The organism is Sinorhizobium numidicum, assembly GCF_029892045.1.
GTDB classification, from domain to species: Bacteria; Pseudomonadota; Alphaproteobacteria; order Rhizobiales; family Rhizobiaceae; genus Sinorhizobium; species Sinorhizobium numidicum.
This window is the reverse complement of sequence record NZ_CP120368.1, coordinates 1,251,674-1,273,491: the sequence shown is the minus strand read 5'-3', so window position 1 is coordinate 1,273,491 and position 21,818 is coordinate 1,251,674. Positions and strand designations below refer to the sequence as shown.

Below are 21,818 nucleotides of genomic sequence, written 5' to 3'. Positions count from 1 at the left end.
TCTACTGCATGTTTCCTTAAATCGGAGCTCGATTTAGAAAAAAACATGCAGCAATTCAAAGTGCTACGGCAATCTTTGTGCGTCTGAAAAGACGCAAGGCGCTGTAGTGTTTCGGAAGAACGTCAGTCCTTCTTCTGCGGGATCGGCCGGATCGCCAGTTCGCGCAGTTGCGCCGGCATTGCAGGCGACGGCGCGCCCATCAACAAGTCCATCGCCTGCTGGTTCATCGGGAACAGCGAGATTTCCCGAAGGTTCTTGGCGCCGACGAGCAGCATGACGATGCGGTCGATTCCAAAGGCCATGCCGCCATGCGGAGGCGCGCCGTACTGGAAGGCGCGATAGAGACCGCCGAACTGCTCCTCGACTTCCTGCTGCGATTTGCCGGTCAACTCGAAGGCCTTGACCATAACTTCCGGCAGCTGGTTTCGGATGGAGCCAGAGGCAATCTCGAAGCCGTTGCAAACCATGTCGTACTGGTAGGCCTTGATCGAGAGCGGATCATCGCCGTTCAACGCCTCGAGGCCACCTTGTGGCATCGAGAACGGGTTATGCGCGAAGTCGATCCTCTTCTCCTCTTCCAGCCACTCGTAGAATGGGAAGTCGACGATCCAGCACAGCTCGAAACGGTCGCGGTCGACGAGGTTCAACTCCTCGCCGGCCTTCGCCCGGGCCTCGCCGGCGAATTTGTAGAACTTGGCCGGTTCGCCGGCAACGAAGAAGCAGGCATCGCCATCGTTCAAACCGAGCTGCGTACGGATCGCATCGGTGCGCTCCTCGCCGATATTCTTGGCGAGCGGCCCGGCGCCTTCGAGTCTTTCACCTTCCTTGCGCCAGAAAATGTATCCAAGGCCCGGCTGACCCTGACTCTGAGCCCAGGCGTTCATGCGATCGCAGAAGGCCCGGCTACCGCCGGTCTTGGCCGGAATCGCCCAAACCTCGACCTTCGGGTTCGAGGCGATCATGTTGGCGAAGACCTTGAATCCGGAACCGGCGAAGTGCTCGGTCACGCTCTGCATCTCGATCGGGTTGCGCAGATCCGGCTTGTCGGACCCGTATTTGCGGATCGCCGTGTCATAGGGGATCCGCGGGAACTTTTCCGACACCGGCTTGCCCCCGGCGAAATCCGCGAAGATCGCGCGGATCATCGGCTCCATCGTGTCCCATACGTCTTCCTGCTCGACGAAGCTCATTTCGAGGTCTAGCTGGTAGAACTCGCCCGGCAGACGGTCAGCGCGCGGATCCTCGTCCCGGAAGCAGGGGGCGATCTGGAAATAACGGTCGAAGCCTGCGACCATCAAAAGCTGCTTGTACTGCTGCGGCGCCTGCGGAAGCGCGTAGAAGTTACCCGGATGGATGCGGCTCGGCACGAGGAAGTCGCGCGCGCCCTCCGGCGAGGACGCCGTCAGGATCGGCGTCGTATATTCGGTGAACCCGATATCGCCCATGCGCCGGCGCATGGCCGCGATGATCTCGGTGCGCCTGACGATGTTCTTGTGCAGCGTTTCGCGACGCAGATCGAGGAAGCGGTATTTGAGGCGCACGTCTTCCGGATAATCGGGCTCGCCGAAGACCGGCAGCGGCAACTCCTTGGCTGCCGAAAGCACTTCGATCTCGCGGGCATAAAGCTCGATCTCGCCGGTCGGCATGTTCTTGTTGACCGTTTCGTCGGTACGAGCCTTCACCGTCCCGTCGATACGGATGACCCATTCGCCGCGCACAGTCTCGGCGATCTTGAACGCCGGCGAGTCCGGATCGGCAACGACCTGAGTCATTCCATAGTGATCGCGAAGGTCGATGAAGAGCACGCCGCCATGGTCGCGGACGCGGTGAACCCAGCCGGAGAGGCGAACGGTGGAGCCGACATCCAACTTGCGGAGGGCGGCACAGGTGTGGCTGCGGTAACGATGCATCGTCTAATCCTGGAATTGCAAAACCGCGCAGGCTCGCCGAGGCGGCGGGCGGCATGGTCAAAATCGGGCGGAAAAGCGCATGATGCGCCGGTTTTGTCAAGGCCGCGCCGTCGCCACGCGGCAAAAGGGCTGATCCTGCCGCGCGATCACCGCCGATGGCAGCCATCACCAGCGGCAGCGCGCGATAAGCGCGAAAAGGCAACAAATCGCCACTGTCCCGGATTGTCCGCCACGGCTAAACAGGGTCAGGCCCCGCTTTTCCACGAGTCGCGGCCGAAATCCGGATGTTTCCTGCCTCATGTCCCAGATTCGCCCACTCATCCCGCTTCTCGTCACCGCAGGTATTCTCATCGGCGGCAATGGACTGCAGGGCACGTTCATCTCGCTCAGAGCGCTGGAAGAAGGATTTTCAACCTCTCTGATCGGCCTCGTCGGCGCCGGCTACAATGTCGGCTTCGCGATCGGCTGTGTCTATGTCACTCGTATCCTCAGGGCAATCGGTCATATCCGCACCTTTTCGGCCATGGCCGCAATCGCCTCAGCGGCCGCGATCTCGATGGTGCTGCTCATCGACCCGTGGTTCTGGTTCCTGATGCGGCTCGTCGCAGGCATCTGCTTTGCCAGCCTTTTCGCGACGGTCGAAAGCTGGCTGAACGCCAGCGTCACCAACGCCAACCGGGCGCGTACGCTGTCGGTCTATCGTCTCGTCGATCTCGGCTCGGTTACCGCTGCGCAATATGTGATCCCGGGCGTCGGGATCGGCGGGTTCGAGCTTTTCGCGATCATCTCGATGGCACTGACCCTTTCGCTGGTGCCGATCTCCTTCGCGGACAGATCAAGCCCGGTTGCCCCGGAAGCGATCCGTTTCGACGTCAAGGCACTCTGGAATATCTCGCCGCTTGCCACCGTCGGCTGCATTGTCGTCGGCCTCACCAACGCCGCCTTCCGCTCGCTCGGACCAATCTACGCGCAGGGGATCGGCCTCTCCGTCACAGCGATTGCGACGTTCATGAGCGCGGGCATCATCGGCGGCGTCGTGCTGCAATATCCGCTCGGACATTATTCGGACCAGATCGACCGGCGGCTGATCATCCTGATCGCCACATTCGGATCGCTTCTTGCAGGGCTTTTCCTCGCCTTCGGCGCCGGCAGCGACGAGTGGCTGAACTTCGCCGGCATCTTCGCCTTCGGCGCCTTTGCGATGCCGCTCTATTCGCTCTGTTCGGCGCATGCCAATGATCACGCAGCGGAAGGTCAGCATGCGCTGGTCTCGGCAGGCATGCTCTTTTTCTGGTCGCTTGGCGCAATCATCGGGCCGCTCTTTGCCTCGTTCATGCTGGACCTCTTTGGGCCGCAGGCGCTGTTCATCTATACCGCGGTGATCCTCGCGCTCTTCATTCTCTATACGCTTCGACGCATGACGGCGCGTGGCCCCGTTCCCACGGAAGAGCGCTCCATGCCCTTCCGCAATCTCCTGCGCACTTCGTCCTTCTTCAACAAGCTTGTCGGCAACGGCCAATCGCAGAAAGGACCTTGGTCCCTCCCCGGCCTGCGGCAAGATGCGCAGCGCATCGAATTGCTGATTATGAAAATCAGGTTTAAAACTCGGCGGTCCGGGGCAGAAAGAGATGTTGCGCCATTTCCGCCCCCTCGCCGCCCCAACTTCTTGGAACAATGACGCCATGATGCCCATGCTCAGCCGCCGAACGTTTCTCCAAGGGTCGGCAGCCCTTGGCGGCGCTTTCGCTCTCGGCGCCGGCGTTGCGGCACGGGCCGGCGGCGCTCCCGATCCGCAGATACTGACGGCGCAGTTTGCGCAAGTGCAGCTGGCGGCCGGTGGCGCCAACTCCAAGGTCATGACCTATGGGCTAGGCGAAGCGGTTAATACCAGCATGCCGCCGGTGCTGAGGATGCGCAAGGGCGAGGCCTACGCGGCAAGGCTCGTCAATCGTCTGGACGAGCCGACGACGGTCCACTGGCATGGCTTGAGGATCGCCAACGCGATGGACGGCGTGCCGGAGATGACCCAGCCTTACGTCTATCCCGGAGACCACTTTGATTATAGCTTCACACCGCCGGATGCCGGTACGTTCTGGTATCATCCCCATTGCAACACGCTGACGCAGATGGGCAGTGGGTTGACGGGCGTGATTGTGGTCGAGAACCCGGAAGATCCGGCCTTCGACGCCGAAATCGTTCTCAATCTCCGCGATTGGCGGCTCGGCGCAAAGGGCCAATTCCTCGCGCCATTCAAACCTCGCGATGCGGCCCGCGGCGGTACTTATGGAACGCTGAGGACGGCGAACTGGCGGCGCGAGCCGGCCTACGAGGCTCCCGCCGGTGGCCTCGTCCGGGTGAGAATTGCCGCCACCGATGTGACGCGCATCTACACGATCGGTCTCGAAGGTGCAGAGGCGAAGGTGATCGCCCTCGACGGCAATCCGGTCGGAACCCCCTTCCCGCTCGATCGCCTGGACCTCGGCCCGGGGCAGCGCATGGATCTCGCGATCCGCATGCCGGAGAGCGAAGGCGCTAGCGTGACCATCGGAAACTTCCGCGGTTCGCATCCCTGGAGCATCGCGAGTTTCCGCGCCACCGGAGCGTCGCTGAAGCGGGACCTGCGCGATATCGGCCCCCTTCCGGCCAATCCGGTTGCCGAAGCGGATCTCTCGACGGCGAAGCCTATCCCGATCGAACTGACGGCGACGGCCGAGCACGAGGCGAGGCCTTCGATCTGCGGTTCACTGGGCTATACTTTCTGGGCACTCAACAAGGTTCCGTGGCCGGGCGACACACCGGATCCGATAGCACCGATCGAGGAATTGACGCGCGGCAAGAGCTACGTCCTGCAGATCGCCAATCGCACGCCGCACGCGCATCCGATCCATCTCCACGGCATGAGCTTCCGAATTCTCGCTTCGAACAAGCGGAGCTTCCTGCCGCCGCCGACCGATACGATCCTGCTGCTGCCGGACGAACAGGCGGAGGTGGCTTTGGTCGCCGACAATCCCGGCGATTGGGTAATCCATTGCCACATCATCGAGCATCAAAAGACCGGCATGACCGGTTATTTCAGGGTCGTCTGACAATTTTTCATTGTGACAGGTGCCGCGAAACGATACACGGAGGCTCAAGCCGCATTTTTGCCACAGTGAATTAAAATACGATGATTCAAACGACAGCAGATCTACAGGCCGCCTGCGAACAGCTGGCCCGCTCAAGCTTTATTACGATCGACACCGAATTCCTGCGCGAGACCACGTTCTGGCCGGAGCTTTGCCTCATCCAGATGGCCTGTTCGGATATGGCCGTCATCGTCGACCCGATGGCGCCGGGGATCGACCTGGCTCCCTTCTTTGCCCTCATGGCCAACCCAGATGTCGTCAAAGTCTTCCACGCTGCCCGTCAGGACATCGAAATTATCCACCACCTCGGCAATCTCATTCCGCATCCGCTGTTCGATACGCAGGTGGCGGCGATGGTCTGCGGCTTCGGCGACAGCGTCTCCTATGACCAGTTGGTCAGCCGCATCAAGAACGAGCAGATCGACAAGTCCTCGCGCTTCACGGACTGGAGCCGTAGGCCGCTGACCGACAAGCAACTCGACTATGCGCTCGCCGATGTGACGCATCTGAGGGATATCTATCATTACCTGACCAAGGAACTCGAGCGCGAGGGACGCTCCTCGTGGCTCGCCGAGGAAATGGCGATCCTCGAGAGCAGCGAGACCTATGATCTGCATCCTGACAATGCCTGGCAGCGGCTGAAGATGCGCGTCAAGAAACCGATCGAGCTCGCGGTGCTCCAGAAAGTCGCGGCTTGGCGCGAGCGCGAGGCGCGGGCGCGAAATGTGCCGCGCGGACGGATACTCAAGGACGACGCCATTTATGAAATCGCCCAGCAGCAGCCGAAGGACGCGGAAGCACTTGGGCGGCTCAGGACGATTCCCAAGGGTTGGGAGCGTTCCAGCGCCGGCACTGCGCTCGTCGAGGCCGTGGGCGAAGCCCTGGCGATTCCTAAAGCCGAACTGCCGCGCCTGCCGCGTCAGAACCATGCGCGCGAGGGTGCCGCCGCAGCGGGCGAAATGCTGAAGGTGCTGTTGAAGCTTATCGCTGAAAGAGAGGGCGTCGCGGCCAAGATCATCGCCAACAGCGATGATCTCGATCGAATCGCCGCCGAAGGCGAAATGGCCGATGTCGGCGCGCTCAAGGGCTGGCGCCGAGAACTTTTCGGCGAAATGGCGCTGAAGCTCATCAACGGCGAGGTGGCGTTGCGCTTCGTCGACAAGAGGATCGAGGCGATGGAAATCGGCGGTTGAAAGCCGCGGGCCGACAACAACTTTCCGCCCGAATCCGGTCGTAGCCAGGACGGATCGTTAGGCTGATTCGGCCAAGAGGCCAGATCAGGTCACACATGCCATGGGCCGGCCCCGTCGATCCATGTCACTCTGCACTCTGCCTGTTTTCCGTTTCTGAGGCTTTTGCGCATGCGCTGGAGATTTTCCACGCTCGAGATCATCCTGTTGCTGCTGATCGTCGCGGGCAGCGGCGTGGCCTATGCGTGGGCAGTCTATGGCGATGGGTGGCTGATTGGCGCAACCTATGCGGTGTTCATCTGCATGCCGGTTCTCGCGTTTGAACGGCACATCATTTTCCGACGTCTCTACAGAAGGATCCACGGCCTTTCGACACCGGGTTTTCTGTTCTCGTCGGTCGTGGTCTATTTTGCTATAGAGAACGTCGGCTTTGCCGCGGCGGGTCTGGTCCTAAACCTGGCGGGCCTTCTTCAGCAGAGCTGGAGCGATGCGATGATGCCGTCGCTCAATGTACTCCTCTACGCTCTTGCCATTTCCGGTCCCATCATCTTCGTTCTGCGGGTTCGCGAACTGCTCGGCCGCGATGTTTTCTTAAGTTTGCTGACCGGACGCTACCGCAAGCCGATGCAGGAAGAGCGCGTATTCCTGTTCGTCGATCTCGCGGGCTCGACATCGTTCGCCGAGCGCTTCGGTGATCTCAGGATGCAGGAATATCTCAGCAGGCTGTTTGCGACCCTGGCCGATCCGGTGCTGCGCTACGGCGCATCGATCCACGACTATGTCGGTGATGCGGCGGTGATCACTTGGCGCTTCGATCGTGCCGTCGCCGATGCCGCCTGCATTCGCTGCGTTTTCGATATCCTCGACCAGATCGATGAGAATGCGCATCACTGGCGCAAGGAGTACGGCGAAGTCCCGCGCCTGCGGGCGGCACTGCACGGCGGAATGATCGTTGCCGCCGAGATTGGCGTCGACAAGCACAAGATCACCTATTTCGGCGACACGGTAAACACGACGGCGCGACTTGAAGGTTTCTGCCGAACCCTCGATCGGCAGGTGCTGATTTCCGCCGACCTGCTCCGGCGCATGCGTCTGCCCGCTTTCGTCCGCAGCGAAGACCTCGGGGAACACGAGGTCAAGGGCCGCGGACAGAGGCTCGGCGTCCACGCGCTCGCCCGCGGCCTCCTGCGGCGGGACGACAAAACAGAAGCGCGGATTTCAACCGTCGCGGTCTAACTTGATCAACCGTGCAGCTTCGCTCCCTTGGTGACCTTGTCGACGATTTTCCTCTCGGCGTGAATTGCGATGCCGGTGACTACGCCATTATCTGGTCCGGATCGCGAGAAAACGTCGCGGTTGGCGCGGTCATGACCGGTGGAGAACATGTCGTCGACGTAGAGAGAGGTCCGGATATTTCTCTCCAGGGCGCGTCTTCGAATATCGCTTAGCGTCGCGCCGTCTGCCGAGAGTACGATGATCGGCTGGACGCTCAAGGCGTTATAGACGTTACCCGCCTCGTCGCGATAGGGCTCACCGATAATGTCCGGCTTCTGCCCGGCAATGCCGGTTGCCAAGAAGGCAGTGACGTTCAGCTTCTGCCAGTCGGCAAGGTCGTCGCGCAGCACAATCGCAAATTTCGTCTCGAACATGAGGTCCGCCTGATTTGGGTTTATGTCCAGAATTTTAATGCGCGAGATGCGGCCGATCTTGAACGTTTGTGCGGGGCGCAGCCCCGGTGGCGCGAGCCGTCATCAAAGCTTCACGGGGCTGTAAAACAAGCATTAAGCGACCGTCATGAAAGCCGCCTATCGGGGATCGGTCCTGACCTCCAACCCATGGTGAACTTCATGACCAAATCTCTTTTCACTGCCGCGGCGCTGACCTTTTTGATGACGACCACCGCGCTCGCCGAGGAAAAGGTGTTTCCGGCGGCGCTGAAGGCGCACGCCATCCTTCCGGCCAACACCCTCATCTCAGCGCCCGCGGATGCGGCGGAGTACCTCAAAACCTCGGGAAAGTTCTCGACGCCGGACCGGAAGCGCGCGGTCGCACTCGGCAGCGTGCCCGGCAAGGACGGCGTGCGGCCCACCGGGCTGTCGCTTCCGTTCAATGGTCAGCCGATGCAGGGCTTTTCCGGCATCAAATCGATGGGGGACGGGACCTTCTGGAGCCTTTCTGACAACGGCTTCGGCAACAAGCTTAACTCATCCGACGCCATGCTGATGCTCCATCATCTAAAGATCGACTGGGACGCCGGCAAGGTGGAGGCGTTGGAGACCGTCTTCCTTTCCGACCCCGAGCGCAAGGCCCCCTTCCCGATCGCCATGGAAGGTTCGGCGAAACGTTACCTCACCGGTGCCGACTTCGATGTCGAATCGATTCAGCCCGTCGCCGACGGCTTCTGCATCGGCGAGGAATTCGGCCCTTATATCCTGAAATTCGACACGACCGGCAAGCTGACCGAGGTCATTCCGACGATGGTCGAGGGCAAGCCGGTTATGTCGCCGGACAATCCGACACTGACATTGCAGGCAGACCCATCCAAGAAAACGCCATCCTTCAACCTGAAGCGTTCGGGCGGCTATGAGGGACTTGCGCTGTCGAAGGACGGCACCAAGCTCTACGGCCTGCTCGAGGGACCGCTCTGGATCGACAGCGAAACGGTCGAGCAGGCGGACGGCCGGCCGGCACTGCGCATTGTCGAGCTCGACGTCGCGAGCAAGAACTGGACGGGGCGCAGCTGGCTTTATCCGTTTGCAGAAGGCGGAGAGGCGATCGGCGACTTCAACATGCTTGACGAAAGGACGGCTCTGGTGATCGAGCGTGACAACGGCGCCGGTACCGTTGACAAGGCGTGTGCCGACCCGAAGGATCCGAAGCCGGATTGCTTCGCTGTCGGCTCGAAGGTGAAGCGCATCTACAAGATCGCGATGGGCGACGAGAACCTCGGCAAAGCCGTGCGAAAGATCGGCTACATCGACCTGCTCAAAATCGCCGATCCGGATAACAAGAGGCGCCAGGGCGGCGGCGAGGGCTATTACGACATGCCGTTCGTCACGATCGAGAATGTCGACCGCGTGAATGAAACGCACATCATCGTCGGCAACGACAACAACCTGCCCTTCTCCGCCGGGCGGGCGCTCGACAAGGCCGACGACAACGAATTCGTGCTGCTCGAAGCCGGTGAATTCCTGAACGCCGAATAACAGAAACGCGGCCGCGCGATCGGTGCGGCCGCATTTCCTTCACGCAGGCAGTCCGTTCCTGTCTGAGGCGGTCATTCCTCAAAATAGAAGGCGAGTTTCTTTCCGGTCAGCTTGCCGAGTTGCTGGAGGCGACCGTCCAGGCGCTCGCCTTTGAAGCCGGAGTAAGCGGCCGGGACGACGAATTCGAGATCGACATCGGGAAGAGACGATTGCCGCAAAGTCAGCTGACACGCGACACCCGGCATCGATGCGGAGAAGAGATAAGCCACCCGCAGCAGGCCCCCCAGCAGCTTCGCCAATTCCAGCAGGCGCGGCGTCGTGATCCCCGTAAGCGGCCCGGTGGCACCATCGTCATTCAACCCCTCGAAACGATAATAGTTGGCGAGCGCAATGTAGGCTCGGCCCGCATGGGTGATGCCGGAAAAGGCCGAATGGGCGATGATGTTCAGGGCCTGGAGGCCGCGATAGTCCGGATGAGCCCGCCAACTGATATCTGCCAGCAGGCAGGCAGCTTGCCGGTAGCGGCTCTCCTCCTCGGTTTCCTCGACGCCGAAGAAAGGCACCATCCGGCCAGTCCACTCCGCGAGTTCGCGCGCATGTTCGGGGGAGCGGGCCCGTAGGATCGCAATTTCGTGAGCCGCTGTCAGCAGCGGATCCCGCAAGCGTTCCTCTTCGGAAAGCAGCGAGAAGAGATACCCTTCGCGCACGCCGAGCGCCGAGAACGAGATCCGCTCGGGCTTCATGATCGAAATTGCCTCCTGCATGGTCACGGCCCCAAAAGGCAGCAGGCTGCGGCGGCTCTTGGAGATCGTCGCATAGGCAGATGGCTTGATGTTCTTCGGCTCGATTACCTCCGGCAGGATCGCCATGGCTTCATCGTAGGAAAGCTCATAGCCCTGCATCATGTGCAGCGGGTAATTGCGCGTTTCCATGTGAAGCTTGGCAATCGATCGCCAGGTGCCGCCGACGGCATAGAAGGTGCGCCCGGCCCCTTTCTTTAGAACCTCCGCATCCTTCATGAACTTGCGAACCCATGTCCGCGCCTTGAGCAAGGAACCGTTGCTGTGTTCGAAGAGGCGGATGCCGCCGAGCGGCAGCGTTATGCCGTCGCCGATGTGCCTGCCTTCAACATCGACCAGTTCGAGCGAACCGCCGCCGAGGTCGCCGACGACGCCGTCCGGGTCGTAATAGCCGCTGACGATGCCCATGGCCGAGAAGTAGGCCTCCTCCTCGCCGCTTAGGATACGCACCTTCTGGCCGAGAATGGCCTCGGCCTTTTCGATGAAAGAGCGGCCGTTGGAGGCCTCGCGCGCGGCGGCTGTCGCCAGCACATACATGGTACTGGCGCGCGCCTGGTCGGACAGTGCACGAAAGCGATGCAGCGCCTTCAGTGCCCGGGTGACGCTTTCCTCTTCCATGCGGCCGGTCGCGTCGATGCCCTTGCCGAGGCCGCACATCACCTTCTCGTTGAAAAGCACCGCCGGCGAGCGGCTGAGTCCCTCATAGACGACAAGACGAATGGAGTTCGACCCGATATCCACGACGGAAACCGGGCGGATGCCGGGCAGACGCCCCTGCGCTTCAGATTCGACCATGCAATTCCAGTTTACTTGCGCCAGCCGCTGTTCCAGCCGGCAATCAGCTTCGGTGCACTGGACTTCAGAGCCTCACCCCGACCGGAGAGGCTGGGGTTGGTCATGAAATAATGCTGCGCATTGAACGGCTCGGCGTCCCTGCCGACTTCCATGCGGCGCGAGGTGCCGTCCGGAAGAATCTCGTAGCTCTGCTGGTTGTCGATGAGATTGCCCAGCATGATCTGCGATAGAACCTGTTCGTGCACAGTCCGGTTGATGAGAGGCACGAGCGTCTCGACCCGCCGGTCCAGATTGCGCGGCATCATATCCGCCGAGCCGATATAGACAAGCGCATTCTCGGAGGGAAGCCCATGTCCGTTGCCGAAGCAGAATATCCGGGAATGTTCAAGGAAACGCCCGACAATGGACTTGACGCGGATATTGTCGGAAAGGCCCGGCACCTGCGGACGCAGGCAGCAGATGCCGCGCACGACGAGATCGATCTCCACGCCGGCGCGGCTTGCCTTGTAGAGCGCATCGATGATTTCCGGATCGACCAGCGAATTCATCTTCATCCAGATAGCGGCCGGACGACCCGCCTCGGCATGGCCGATCTCTTCCTCGACGTGCTTGAGGATGCGCGGGCGCAGCGTATGCGGCGAGACTGCCAATTTCATGCCGGCTTCCGGCTCGCCATAGCCGGTGATGAAATTGAAGATGTTCGCGATGTCGTGGGCGATCACCGGGCTGCAGGTGAAGAATGACAGGTCCGTATAGATCTTTGCCGTCACCGGATGGTAGTTGCCGGTGCCGAGGTGGCAATAGGTCCTGAGCTTGCCTTCCTCGCGGCGCACGACCATCGACATCTTCGCGTGGGTCTTCAATTCGATGAAGCCGAAGACGACCTGGACGCCTGCGCGCTCGAGGTCGCGCGCCCAACGGATGTTCGCCTCTTCATCGAACCGCGCCTTGAGTTCGACCAGCGCGGTAACCGATTTGCCTGCCTCGGCCGCATCGATCAAGGCGCGCACGATCGGACTGTCGTTCGAAGTGCGGTAGAGCGTCTGCTTGATCGCGAGCACATCCGGATCGCGTGCTGCCTGCAGCAGAAATTGCACCACGACGTCGAAGGACTCGTAGGGGTGATGGACCACCATGTCCTTTTCGCGGATAGCGGCCAGGCAGTCGCCCGCATGCTCACGCACACGCTCGGGGAAACGCGGATTGTATGGCTCGAAACGCAGGTCGTCGCGCGGCGCCTTCGTGATTTCGGAGAGAGTGTTGAGCGCAAGCAGGCCGGGCAACACGGCGACGCGGTTTTCCGGAACGCCAAGCTCATGCACGACGAACTGGCGCAACGAGGCGGGCATTTCGGAATCGGTCTCGATGCGGATCACAGAACCGCGGCGGCGCCGCTTCAGCGCCGTCTCGAACAGGCGCACAAGGTCTTCGGCTTCTTCCTCGACCTCGATATCGCTGTCGCGGATGATGCGGAACGTACCCGAGCCCTGCACCTCATAGCCGGGGAACAGACGATCGATGAACTGGCTGACCACGTCCTCGAGCGTGATGTAGCGAATGACATTCTTGACGTCAGGCAAACGGACGAAGCGATCGAGCGCCACCGGCAGACGCAGAAGCGCCGTCATCGGATCGCGGCCGGTCTTGCTGACGAGCTGCAACCCGATCGAGAAGCCGAGGTTCGGAATGAACGGGAACGGGTGCGCCGGATCGATCGACAGCGGCGTCAATACCGGGAAAATCGACTGGTCGAATTCGTTGGCGAGCCAGCTTCTGTCCTGAGCCGACAAGGATGCCGGGCGGACGATGAGCACGTCTTCCTTCGCAAGATATTGCTGCAGAACGGCAAGCGAAGCCTGCTGCTCCATCTGAAGATTGTCGATCTCCTTGAGGATATCATCGAGCTGTTCGGCCGGCGTCTTGCCGTCGGGGCTGCGCAGCGAAAGTCCCGAGCGCACCTGCCCTTCGAGGCCCGCCACGCGAACCATGAAGAACTCGTCGAGGTTGGCGGCCGAGATCGACAGGAAACGGACGCGCTCCAGCAGCGGATGCGCCGTATTCAGCGTTTCCTCAAGCACCCGGCGATTGAACTGGAGCCAGGAAAATTCGCGGTTGATGAAACGCTCGGGGCTCGTGAGAAGATCGATTTGCTCCGCAGGCGCCTTGTGTTCGGTAATTGCGGACGTCACGCTATCCATGCCCTTCAGACCCCATTGCTCCGATTGAACGAGCTATCCCACTTTGACGACGGAACTGTGACAGTCAATCGGGCTGACTGGCATTTCCAAGCTCTTCCAGCACCTCGGCAGCCAAACCGCGTGTCAGCCTCGTGCCGCGGGCAAGCGCCAGCCGGTCCAGCCGTTCCACGATCGCCTGCGCCGCTTCCAACGAGCGCTCCATGCGCGCAACGATATAGGCGATGAGGCGCTCATCGACGAAAAGCTGGCGGTCGGCGAAAAGCTTGACGAGCACCTGCGTCAACAGCTCGTCATCCGGCTCGCCGATCTCGACGACAGTTGCAGCCTTCAGGCGCGATTGCAGGTCGGGAAGCGTCACTGGCCAGGACATCGGCCACAGGCGCGACGTCATCAAGAGCGCGGTGCCGTGCTGGCGCACGCTGTTGATGACGTGAAAGAGCTCCGTGTCGTCAAAGCCCTGGCGATCGGCATCCTCGAAGAGAACCGGCCTGGTGGCGGCGATGTAGGCGGCATTCGAACCGGCAATGGGATGGATCGTCTCGGCCCCCGCCTTCTCTCGCCAGATACTGGCGAGATGCGACTTACCGGAGCCGACCGGCCCGGCGATGATGACGACCGGCGACGGCCAATCGGGCCAATGATCGACGATGGCTATGGCAGCGCTCAGCCGGTCGGAGACGAGCAGATCCTCGCGGCCGGTTGCCGGATCATGGTCGAAGGCGAGCGGCAATTGTTCGAACGGAAGTCTTGTCATGCTGTACTCTGGACAATGGCGCGGATCAGCGGGGTTCCCGGCCCTCCGGCTGCTTGGTCGCGGCTGTCCTATGCCCGTGATAGAGATCACTATCAAGGTACCGCTGTATGCCGAAGCGAACAAGCACGCCGATCGCGGCGGTCGCAGGCACAGCGACCAGAAGCCCGACGAAGCCGAAGAGGGCACCGAAGGCAAGGAGCGCGAACATCAACCAGACGGGGTGGAGACCCACGCTCTTGCCGACCAATTTCGGCTGGAGAATGTTGCCCTCGAGAAATTGGCCGCTGAAGAAGACCGCAAGGATCAGCAGGATAGAGATATAATCCGGCCAGAACTGAACGAGGGCGACGCCGACGGCGAGCACGAGCCCGACCATAGAACCGACATAGGGAATGAAACTGATCATGCCTGCGAAGAGGCCGATCAGCAGGCCGAAGTTGAGGCCGACGAGCGATAGGCCGACCGCGTAATAGACGCCGAGAATGATGCAGAGCGAACCCTGACCGCGGACAAAACCGGCGATCGTCGTGTTCATATCGCGGGCGATCTGGCGCACGACATCGACATAGTCGCGCGGCACCCAGCTATCCACCTTTTCGACCATGCGGTCCCAGTCGAGCAACAGGTAGAACGCGACGACCGGCGTGATGATGAAGAGCGAGAGGATGTCCAAGAGCGCCATGCCGGAGTTCCACAACTGCTGAAACAGCGTGCCGAGGAAACTTGCGCCCTGCTCGAGCAATTTGGCGGAATTCTGCTTGATTGCTGCCATCTGCGCCGCAAGCCAGTCCGGCAGCAGCGTCGTTTGGCTATCGGTCAGGAAAGCCTGGAGTCTGGTGATGTAGCCGGGCATTTTCTGGATAAAGTCGGCCGCCTGGGTGAAAATCAGCGGGATGATGATCATCAACGACAATGTGAGAACGATGATGAAAGCGGCGAGTATGACGATCGTCGCCATCAGCCGGCTGAGGCCCAGGCGCTCCAGCCGGTCTGCGACGGGATCGAGGAAATAGGCGAGCGCCATGCCAGCGAGGAACGGCAGGAGGATCGAGCTGAAGATCATCAGGAAGACGATGAAGGCAGCAAGCACCAGCAACCAGAAGATCACCTGGCGCTGCAGACTTATACCGCTGACCTGCCTATCCATCTTGCTCCCCGTCACGCGTCCGGCGCAGCGTGCCGTGCACCCATCCGACGAGATAGGGTGCGGTGCGCGCAGAGGTCAAGCCCGGCGCCTTTTAAACCGGGACAAATCGCCCCTTCATCACTCAAGCACGGCGAGATACGGGCAAAACGCTAAAAAATGGCGGCCGGCGGGGGCTGTCGGCTTGCACTCCTCGTCCCGCCGTGCCAATCGCATCCGCAAAATGCGACGAGCCCTTGGAGAACGAGCATGAGCCAGTCGGGAAAGAACGGTCTCACCTATAGCGACGCGGGCGTGGACATCGATGCCGGCAACCTGATGGTGGAAAAGATCAAGCCGCATGTGCGCTCCACTCGGCGTCCCGGCGCCGACGGCGAGATCGGCGGTTTCGGCGGCCTCTTCGATCTCAAGGCCGCGGGCTTCACCGATCCGGTTCTGGTTGCCGCGAACGACGGCGTCGGCACCAAGCTCAAGATCGCCATCGATGCGAACAAGCACGATACCGTCGGCATCGATCTCGTTGCAATGTGCGTCAACGATCTCGTGGTCCAGGGCGCCGAACCGTTGTTCTTCCTCGACTATTTCGCCACCGGCAAGCTCGATCCCGATCAGGGCGCTTCGATCGTCGCCGGCATCGCTGCCGGCTGCCGCGAGGCGGGGTGCGCTCTCATCGGCGGGGAAACGGCCGAAATGCCCGGCATGTATGCCGGCAGTGACTACGACCTCGCCGGCTTTGCCGTCGGTGCTGCCGAGCGCGGACAGCTCCTGCCGGCCGGCGACATTGCCGAAGGCGACGTCATTCTCGGCCTCGCCTCCTCCGGCGTTCACTCGAACGGCTATTCGCTGGTGCGCAAAATCGTTTCGCTCTCCGGCCTGAACTGGGACTCACCGGCGCCCTTCGGCCAGGGCACTCTTGCCGACCTCTTGATGACGCCGACGCGCATCTATGTGAAGCCGCTGTTGAAGGCGATCCGCGAGACTGGCGCCATCAAGGCGCTCGCGCATATCACCGGCGGCGGCTTCCCAGAGAACATTCCGCGCGTGCTGCCGAAGCAGCTCGCCGCGGAGATCGACCTCGACGCCATCAAGGCGCCGGCCGTCTTTTCTTGGCTGGCGAAGACCGGCGGCGTCGCCGCCACCGAGATGCTCCGCACCTTCAACTGCGGCGTCGGCATGATCGCCGTCGTTCCGGCGGAGGAGGCCGAGAAGGTTGCTGCGATTCTTACCGGCCAAGGCGAAACGGTCTTCACCCTCGGCCGCATGGTGACACGCGCCGAGGGCGCAACCGGCACGATCTACAAGGGCAGCCTCTCTCTATGAGCCTCACCGTAAGCAGGAAGAAAAGGGTCGTCGTCTTCATTTCCGGCGGCGGCTCGAACATGCTCTCGCTGGCGACGGCGGCGGTCGAGCCGGACTTTCCAGCCGAAATCATCGCCGTCATCACAGATAAGGCGGATGCTGGCGGACTTGCCAAGGCGGCAGCGCTCGGCATCCCGACATCCTCATTCGTCCGCAAGGACTTTACCAGCAAGGAAGCGCACGAGGCGGCAATCCTCGCCGAACTCGACCGGCTCGCGCCGGATATCATCTGCCTTGCCGGCTATATGCGCCTGCTTTCCTCGGCCTTCATCCAGCGCCATCGGGGCCGCATTCTGAATATCCATCCGTCGCTGCTGCCGCTCTTCCCGGGGCTGCACACGCATCAGCGTGCGCTCGACGCGGGGATGAAGCTCGCCGGCTGCACCGTCCATTTCGTGACCGAGGGCATGGACGACGGGCCGATTGTTGCCCAGGCCGCCGTACCGATCATTGCCGGCGATACGGCCGAGACACTCGCCGCGCGCGTGCTGACCGTCGAGCACAAGATCTATCCGCTGGCGCTGAGGCTCGTGGCCGAAGGCAAAGTGGAAATGAAAGATGGACGCGCCGTGAGCTACGCGCTCGGCGAGGCGTCTGGCGCACTCATTTCGCCGGCCATCTGAAGCGACGTTTCCTCCCGCAGATCACTTCGCAGCCGCGAGGCGGCGGTCGAGTGCGTCGAGCACACGGCGCGTCAGAGCCGGGTAGTCCTCGTCAAAATGATGGCCGCCGTCGATCGCGACCACGTCGGCGCCGGACGATTTCAGATCCGGGCAGGCGTCGTCTTCCTCCTCGGTGCCGTAGATGCACTGGACGAGCGAGGGGTCGATCTTATTGATGTCGTCGAGGGGGTCGCCCGAATTCCCCTCGCCCTTGGCACCCAGCCATCCAAGGACGGAAACCTTGTAGTCAACCTGATGCGACAGCGCCATGAGCGTGATCTGGCGCACGAGCGCCCGATCGCCGGCCGGGAGCAGATTGTAGGTGCGCGGCAGAACATCGGCACCGAAGGAATAGCCGATCAGCAGCACATTTCGGACATTCCAGCGCTTGCGATAGTAGGTCATGATCCGGGCGAGGTCGTCGGCGGTCGCCTGCGGCTGGCGCTCCGACCAGAAATAACGCAGCGAATCCACCCCGACGACCGGCACACCCTCCTGCTGCAGCACGTTGCCGACCTCCTTGTCGATATCGCGCCAGCCGCCGTCGCCGGAATAGATCACGGCCATCGTGTCGCGTGCGGGTTTCGCATCGAGGACCGTCAGCGGGAGGCCAAAGGGATTGTCGGCTTCGCCGCCCTCCTGCAAGAGCGCCGAGAGCTTACTCGACACTGCGGCGTAGGCGTCGTCATCGGTATCCTCTGTCTCGATATCTGGATGCTTCTCAACGAGGGCGGCCACATGCTCGCGGCCTTCGTTGGAAGCGTTAGGCGAAAAAGTGACAGTCACGGGCTCGGGCAATGGTCCGTCGGTCAAGCCGTAAACCATCTGGTCACCCCTCCGAACCTTCTCGGCCGGCGTGCAGAGTTGCTTCGTCAAGCCTATTCCCTCTTTGGGGTCGACAGCGACAGTCTGGCCAATGGTCGCTACCGGAGACTGTGCCGCAATCGCCAGCGCCATGGCGCCCCCGGCACCCACGCCAGCGACGATCGGCGGGCGGTAGGCGTTGCTCTTCGCGGCACGCTGCACCTGCTGGCTGAGGGATTCTATGTCCGAGACCGTGTAGACGCAGTCGCCATCGTCCTTGGCGAGCGACGCCAGGTAGGCTTTGAGATCGACGCCGATGACCAGGGCGTTGTCACCGGAAAGTGTCCGGGCGACCGCCTCTTCCTTTTCCGTCCAACCCGCTTCGTCCGAAAGCAGAACGACAAGAGCGGTTGCCTCGTTCGTCGGGAACAGGATATGCGGCGACGGGATCATGCCCGTGTCGAATTTCGGCGCCTCTTCCGCCGCCGAGGGGAGGCAGGCAGCCATGACCATCAGCGCCGCAAACACAATGGGTTTCCAGATCAGTCCGATGCCGCTCATTTCGTTATCACCCCTTTCAGCCCGCCGCCGATCAGGAACGTTGCATCCATCAAAGCGAGGATCGGATTGAGGCCACCGCTCGCCACGAGATAACGCGCCTGCCAGCGCGGGTGAAATTTGGATTTGAAGGCGCGCAATCCCTTGAAATTGTAGAAGCGCTCGCCATGCTCGAAGAAGGCGTTGCCCGCCCGATCCCATGCCGGCGCGATCTGCCGCGAGGACATGCCGGAAAGCGGCGCCATGCCGAGATTGAAGTGCCGATAGCCTTGCGCTTTCAGGTGCTCCATCAGCTGCACGAAGAGGAAATCCATCGATCCTTTAGGCGCATCCGGCGAGAATCGCATCAGATCCACTGAGGCTTCCTCCCGAGTGCCAGTGACGAGGACATTGGCGAAGGCGACGATACGGCCTTGGCATTTGAGGATCGCCACCGGCTGCGAGGCCAGGTATTCCGGGTCGAACGCGCCGAGCGAGAAACCTTTTTCTCGCGCGCTGTGATGCGCAAGCCAGGCGTCGGATATGGCAGCCAGTTCCGGCAGGATACCAGGCACGTCCGAGGGTTCGACCACAGAGAATTCCAACCCCTCGCGTTGCCCCCGGCTGACCTGCTGGCGCAGGTTGGCCCATTTTCCCCCCTTGAGCTCGAACCGCGTCAAGTCGACCAGGGCCAGCTCGCCAAGGCGGAAAGCGCGCAATCCCGCATCCGCATAGTATGCGAGGCCCAACGGCGAAACCTGGTAGAATACGGCGCGGCAGCCGTTGGCGCGGGCTGTCTCGATGAATTGCCAGATAAGGTCCGGCCAGGCGTCCGGCGGGCCGACCGGATCGAAAAGCGCGATCCATGAGCGCGCCCGCTGGCCATACATGATGAAGGCGCGGTCGTCGGACGAGAACATGATACTCTTGTCGCCCATCCGCACCAGATTGGCGTCCGACATGTCCTGGCTATCGACGATGGCGATCGCCCGCTCCATCTCGTCCTCGGAAGCCGGCTCTATCGCTGTCGTGGCGGGGCGCATCAGGCTCCAAATCGCCACGGCACTCGCGCCGATCGTGACGCCGAGCAGGGCGCGAAGCCCACGCGGCGCCTCGGCGGAAAACTCGAACTGCCACCAGAGTTCATGGCTGTATTCGACGTCCCGATAAACGAAGAGCAGGACAACGAACGCCCCGAAGCAGATGACGCCAAGGGCTGTCAGCCAGGGCAGTGTCAGCGCCTGACCGAAGAGCGAGGCAGGGCGGACGAAGAGACGACGGCTGACGAGCAGCCCGCCTAGGAAGAAGGCGAGCATGGCCGCTTCTCCGACGGCCACAGCTTTCAACAGGGAAAGCATGAGCGCGGCCAGAGCGATGACGATCGAGGCCCACCAGGCACCGTCGAGCCGCAGCGCCAGTCCACGCGCGACGATGACGAGCACCAGCCCAAGCAAGCTCGCGAGGAAGTGCGCTCCCTCGATGATCGGAAGAGAAACATAATTTTGGAGGAAGGCGAGGTTCTCGTGGGGTGTCGGCGTCACGCTCGAAAGAACGAGCATGAGTGCGAGCACGAGCGCGAGCGTCGCCAGCAGGAGAGGCGTCAGGCGACCGCCGACACGGCGCAGGCTGGATGCCGCCGGATGACCGGCGAATTGACGGACTTCCATACCGATGATCACGATAATAGCGATCAGCAGCGGCAGCACGTGATAGATGAGACGATAAAGGACCAGCGCGCCGAGGATCGTATCGACATCGGCCGCGCGTCCGAGGGTCGCTACGATCACGGTTTCGAAGACGCCGAGTCCAGCGGGCACGTGGCTCAGCACACCGAGACCGACTGCGACGCAATAGATCGCCAGGAAGGCCGGCCAGCCAATTGCTCCGGCAGGCAGAAGGACATAGAGAACCGTCGCGGATGCGCCGAGATCGAGTGCCGTCACCAGAAACTGCCGCGAGGAAACCTTGGAATCCGGCAGGCGAAGGGTGAGGCGACCGAGGCTGAACTCATGGCCGTTGCGCGCCACGACGAGCACCATCAGCAGGCCGGCAAGCACCACAATTGCAATCGCCCGCAACCAGAAGGGCTCAAGCCCGGTCAGCGGCGCGACATATTCTGCGACGGTGAGCAGGCTGAGGCAGCCGACCGTCGCAAGGCCGAGGCCGAAGGCGAGCGTGACGAAGGCGATGATGCGGGCGATGTCTTCCGGCTCCAGACCAAGCCGGGAATAGGACCGGTACCTGATCGCGCCGCCGCTTAACGGGCCGAAACCGGCAGTATTGCCGACCGCGTAGGCGCAGGCGGCCGTGAGCGCGACATCGGCATAGGGAAGCTTCCGCTTGATATAATCGAGCGCGCCGACATCGTAGAAGGTAAGCGCAAAAAAGCTCAGCGCAGTGAACAGGATCGCCGCAGCGATCGACGTCCAGCGGGTATCGGCCAGCGCGGAGGTGACGTCGTCGTACTGCACTTCGGCGGTCAGGTGGAAGATCGCTGCCCCGAAGAGCGCGATTATCAAAAGCGTGCCGATGGCGGAAATGTAACGCTGATTGCGCCTCAGAAACGGCCGCCATCCATCGTCGGCCTGCTGATCGTCGTTCGCTTCAAGCTCGTTCGAGGAGGACGTCATGGTTCGCCCGTATCATTGAGGAAGACACGAGCGCTTTAGCGCACCGGATCACGATCAGGAAGTGAAATATCGGTAATGTATTATATGGTTATGGATCAGAGACTTAGCCGAACAGGGAATCGCGGTTAAGACTGGCCCATTGCAAGAGCATGATGGTTTTGGCATCGCAGATTTCGCCGGCGCCGATCATCGCGACTGCCTCATCGAAGGGAATTTCCAATACCTCGATGTCTTCGCCCTCGTGCACGAGCCCACCGCCTGCCGTCACTTTCTTGGAAATGTCGATGCGTCCCAGGAAGAAACTCGTTCGTTCGGTTAGCGAACCCGGGCTCATATAGGCGTCGAACAGATGCATGGCGCTCTCGATCTGATAGCCGGTTTCCTCCATCGCTTCACGGCAGATCGCCACTTCCGGCGCCTCGCCGTCGAGAAGGCCCGCCGGAGCTTCGATCAGGTATCCCGGCTCGCCCTGCAGAAAGACGGGAATGCGAAGCTGGCGGACGAGAACGATCAATTCTCGCTCGGTGTCGAAGAGCAGGATCGTCGCAGCCCGGCCGTGGTCGTGCACTTCGCGCACGAGCCGCGCGGTACTACCGTCCGACATCTGCTGCTCAAGAGTGATCTGCTCGATATTGATGAAGCCGTTCAAAAGAGTCCGGCGGTCGATGATCCGGAAGCGCGGGTCGGCATGTTTTGTCATTCGA

The 21,818-nt window shown here is 61.6% G+C and carries 15 protein-coding genes and 1 pseudogene; 7 read left to right on the top strand and 9 right to left on the bottom strand.

Translation table 11 applies throughout. The annotated features are described in order from the left end of the window. Positions 1-122: 122 nt before the first annotated feature. On the bottom strand, positions 123-1,910 hold the full coding sequence (gene aspS, locus PYH37_RS17165) for an aspartate--tRNA ligase (protein ID WP_280732684.1): 1,788 nt from the start codon (positions 1,908-1,910) through the stop codon (positions 123-125). A gap of 298 nt (positions 1,911-2,208) precedes the next feature. Here aspS and PYH37_RS17160 point away from each other — a divergent pair. From PYH37_RS17160 to PYH37_RS17145, 4 genes and pseudogenes are all read left to right on the top strand, one after another. Next, positions 2,209-3,444 (top strand): annotated as a pseudogene (locus tag PYH37_RS17160) (MFS transporter); the annotation flags it as partial. A 151-nt stretch (positions 3,445-3,595) separates the two neighbouring features. Next, complete coding sequence (locus tag PYH37_RS17155) at positions 3,596-4,996, top strand: multicopper oxidase family protein (protein ID WP_280736076.1); 1,401 nt, start codon at positions 3,596-3,598, stop codon at positions 4,994-4,996. 80 nt (positions 4,997-5,076) lie between these two features. After that, a complete protein-coding gene (gene rnd / locus PYH37_RS17150) occupies positions 5,077-6,228 on the top strand; it encodes a ribonuclease D (protein WP_280732683.1) in 1,152 nt (383 codons plus the stop codon). A gap of 168 nt (positions 6,229-6,396) precedes the next feature. After that, positions 6,397-7,461 carry an adenylate/guanylate cyclase domain-containing protein gene (locus PYH37_RS17145; protein ID WP_280732682.1) on the top strand — a complete coding sequence of 355 codons (1,065 nt, stop codon included), beginning with the start codon at positions 6,397-6,399 and terminating at the stop codon, positions 7,459-7,461. A gap of 5 nt (positions 7,462-7,466) precedes the next feature. On the opposite strand, the gene PYH37_RS17140 is transcribed toward PYH37_RS17145, so the two are convergent. Then, positions 7,467-7,874: a DUF2000 family protein gene (locus PYH37_RS17140; protein ID WP_280732681.1), complete on the bottom strand. Its 408-nt coding sequence runs from the start codon at positions 7,872-7,874 to the stop codon at positions 7,467-7,469. A gap of 198 nt (positions 7,875-8,072) precedes the next feature. Between PYH37_RS17140 and PYH37_RS17135 the strand changes: the two genes are divergently transcribed. Next, positions 8,073-9,431: an esterase-like activity of phytase family protein gene (locus PYH37_RS17135; RefSeq protein WP_280732680.1), complete on the top strand. Its 1,359-nt coding sequence runs from the start codon at positions 8,073-8,075 to the stop codon at positions 9,429-9,431. Between the two features lie 71 nt (positions 9,432-9,502). On the opposite strand, the gene ppx is transcribed toward PYH37_RS17135, so the two are convergent. The 4 genes from ppx to PYH37_RS17115 form a co-directional block, all read right to left on the bottom strand. Then, a complete protein-coding gene (gene ppx, locus PYH37_RS17130; RefSeq protein WP_280732679.1) occupies positions 9,503-11,026 on the bottom strand; it encodes an exopolyphosphatase in 1,524 nt (507 codons plus the stop codon). An 11-nt stretch (positions 11,027-11,037) separates the two neighbouring features. Continuing rightward, entirely contained in the window at positions 11,038-13,224 is a 2,187-nt protein-coding gene (locus PYH37_RS17125) for an RNA degradosome polyphosphate kinase (protein ID WP_280732678.1), read from the bottom strand. A gap of 64 nt (positions 13,225-13,288) precedes the next feature. Continuing rightward, positions 13,289-13,978, bottom strand: a complete 690-nt coding sequence (hdaA, locus tag PYH37_RS17120) for a DnaA regulatory inactivator HdaA (protein ID WP_280732677.1) — start codon at positions 13,976-13,978, stop codon at positions 13,289-13,291. A 25-nt stretch (positions 13,979-14,003) separates the two neighbouring features. Next, complete coding sequence (locus tag PYH37_RS17115; protein ID WP_280732676.1) at positions 14,004-15,125, bottom strand: AI-2E family transporter; 1,122 nt, start codon at positions 15,123-15,125, stop codon at positions 14,004-14,006. Positions 15,126-15,371: 246 nt separating this feature from the next. Between PYH37_RS17115 and purM the strand changes: the two genes are divergently transcribed. Beyond that, complete coding sequence (purM, locus tag PYH37_RS17110) at positions 15,372-16,442, top strand: phosphoribosylformylglycinamidine cyclo-ligase (protein WP_280732675.1); 1,071 nt, start codon at positions 15,372-15,374, stop codon at positions 16,440-16,442. Next, the gene (gene purN / locus PYH37_RS17105) at positions 16,439-17,104 is read left to right on the top strand and encodes a phosphoribosylglycinamide formyltransferase (RefSeq protein WP_280732674.1); all 666 of its coding nucleotides are present in this window, start codon (positions 16,439-16,441) and stop codon (positions 17,102-17,104) included. Before purM ends, purN begins: the two co-directional genes overlap by 4 nt. Before the next feature lie 21 nt (positions 17,105-17,125). Here purN and PYH37_RS17100 read toward each other — a convergent pair whose 3' ends face one another. From PYH37_RS17100 to PYH37_RS17090, 3 genes are all read right to left on the bottom strand, one after another. Continuing rightward, positions 17,126-18,508, bottom strand: a complete 1,383-nt coding sequence (locus PYH37_RS17100) for a virulence factor family protein (RefSeq protein ID WP_280732673.1) — start codon at positions 18,506-18,508, stop codon at positions 17,126-17,128. After that, positions 18,505-21,114, bottom strand: coding sequence for a bifunctional lysylphosphatidylglycerol flippase/synthetase MprF (gene mprF, locus PYH37_RS17095; RefSeq protein WP_280732672.1), 2,610 nt, complete (start codon positions 21,112-21,114; stop codon positions 18,505-18,507). Before mprF ends, PYH37_RS17100 begins: the two co-directional genes overlap by 4 nt. 103 nt (positions 21,115-21,217) lie before the next feature. Continuing rightward, positions 21,218-21,814 (bottom strand): NUDIX domain-containing protein, encoded by a 597-nt coding sequence (locus tag PYH37_RS17090; RefSeq protein WP_280732671.1) that lies wholly within the window; start codon positions 21,812-21,814, stop codon positions 21,218-21,220. Positions 21,815-21,818: the final 4 nt, after the last annotated feature.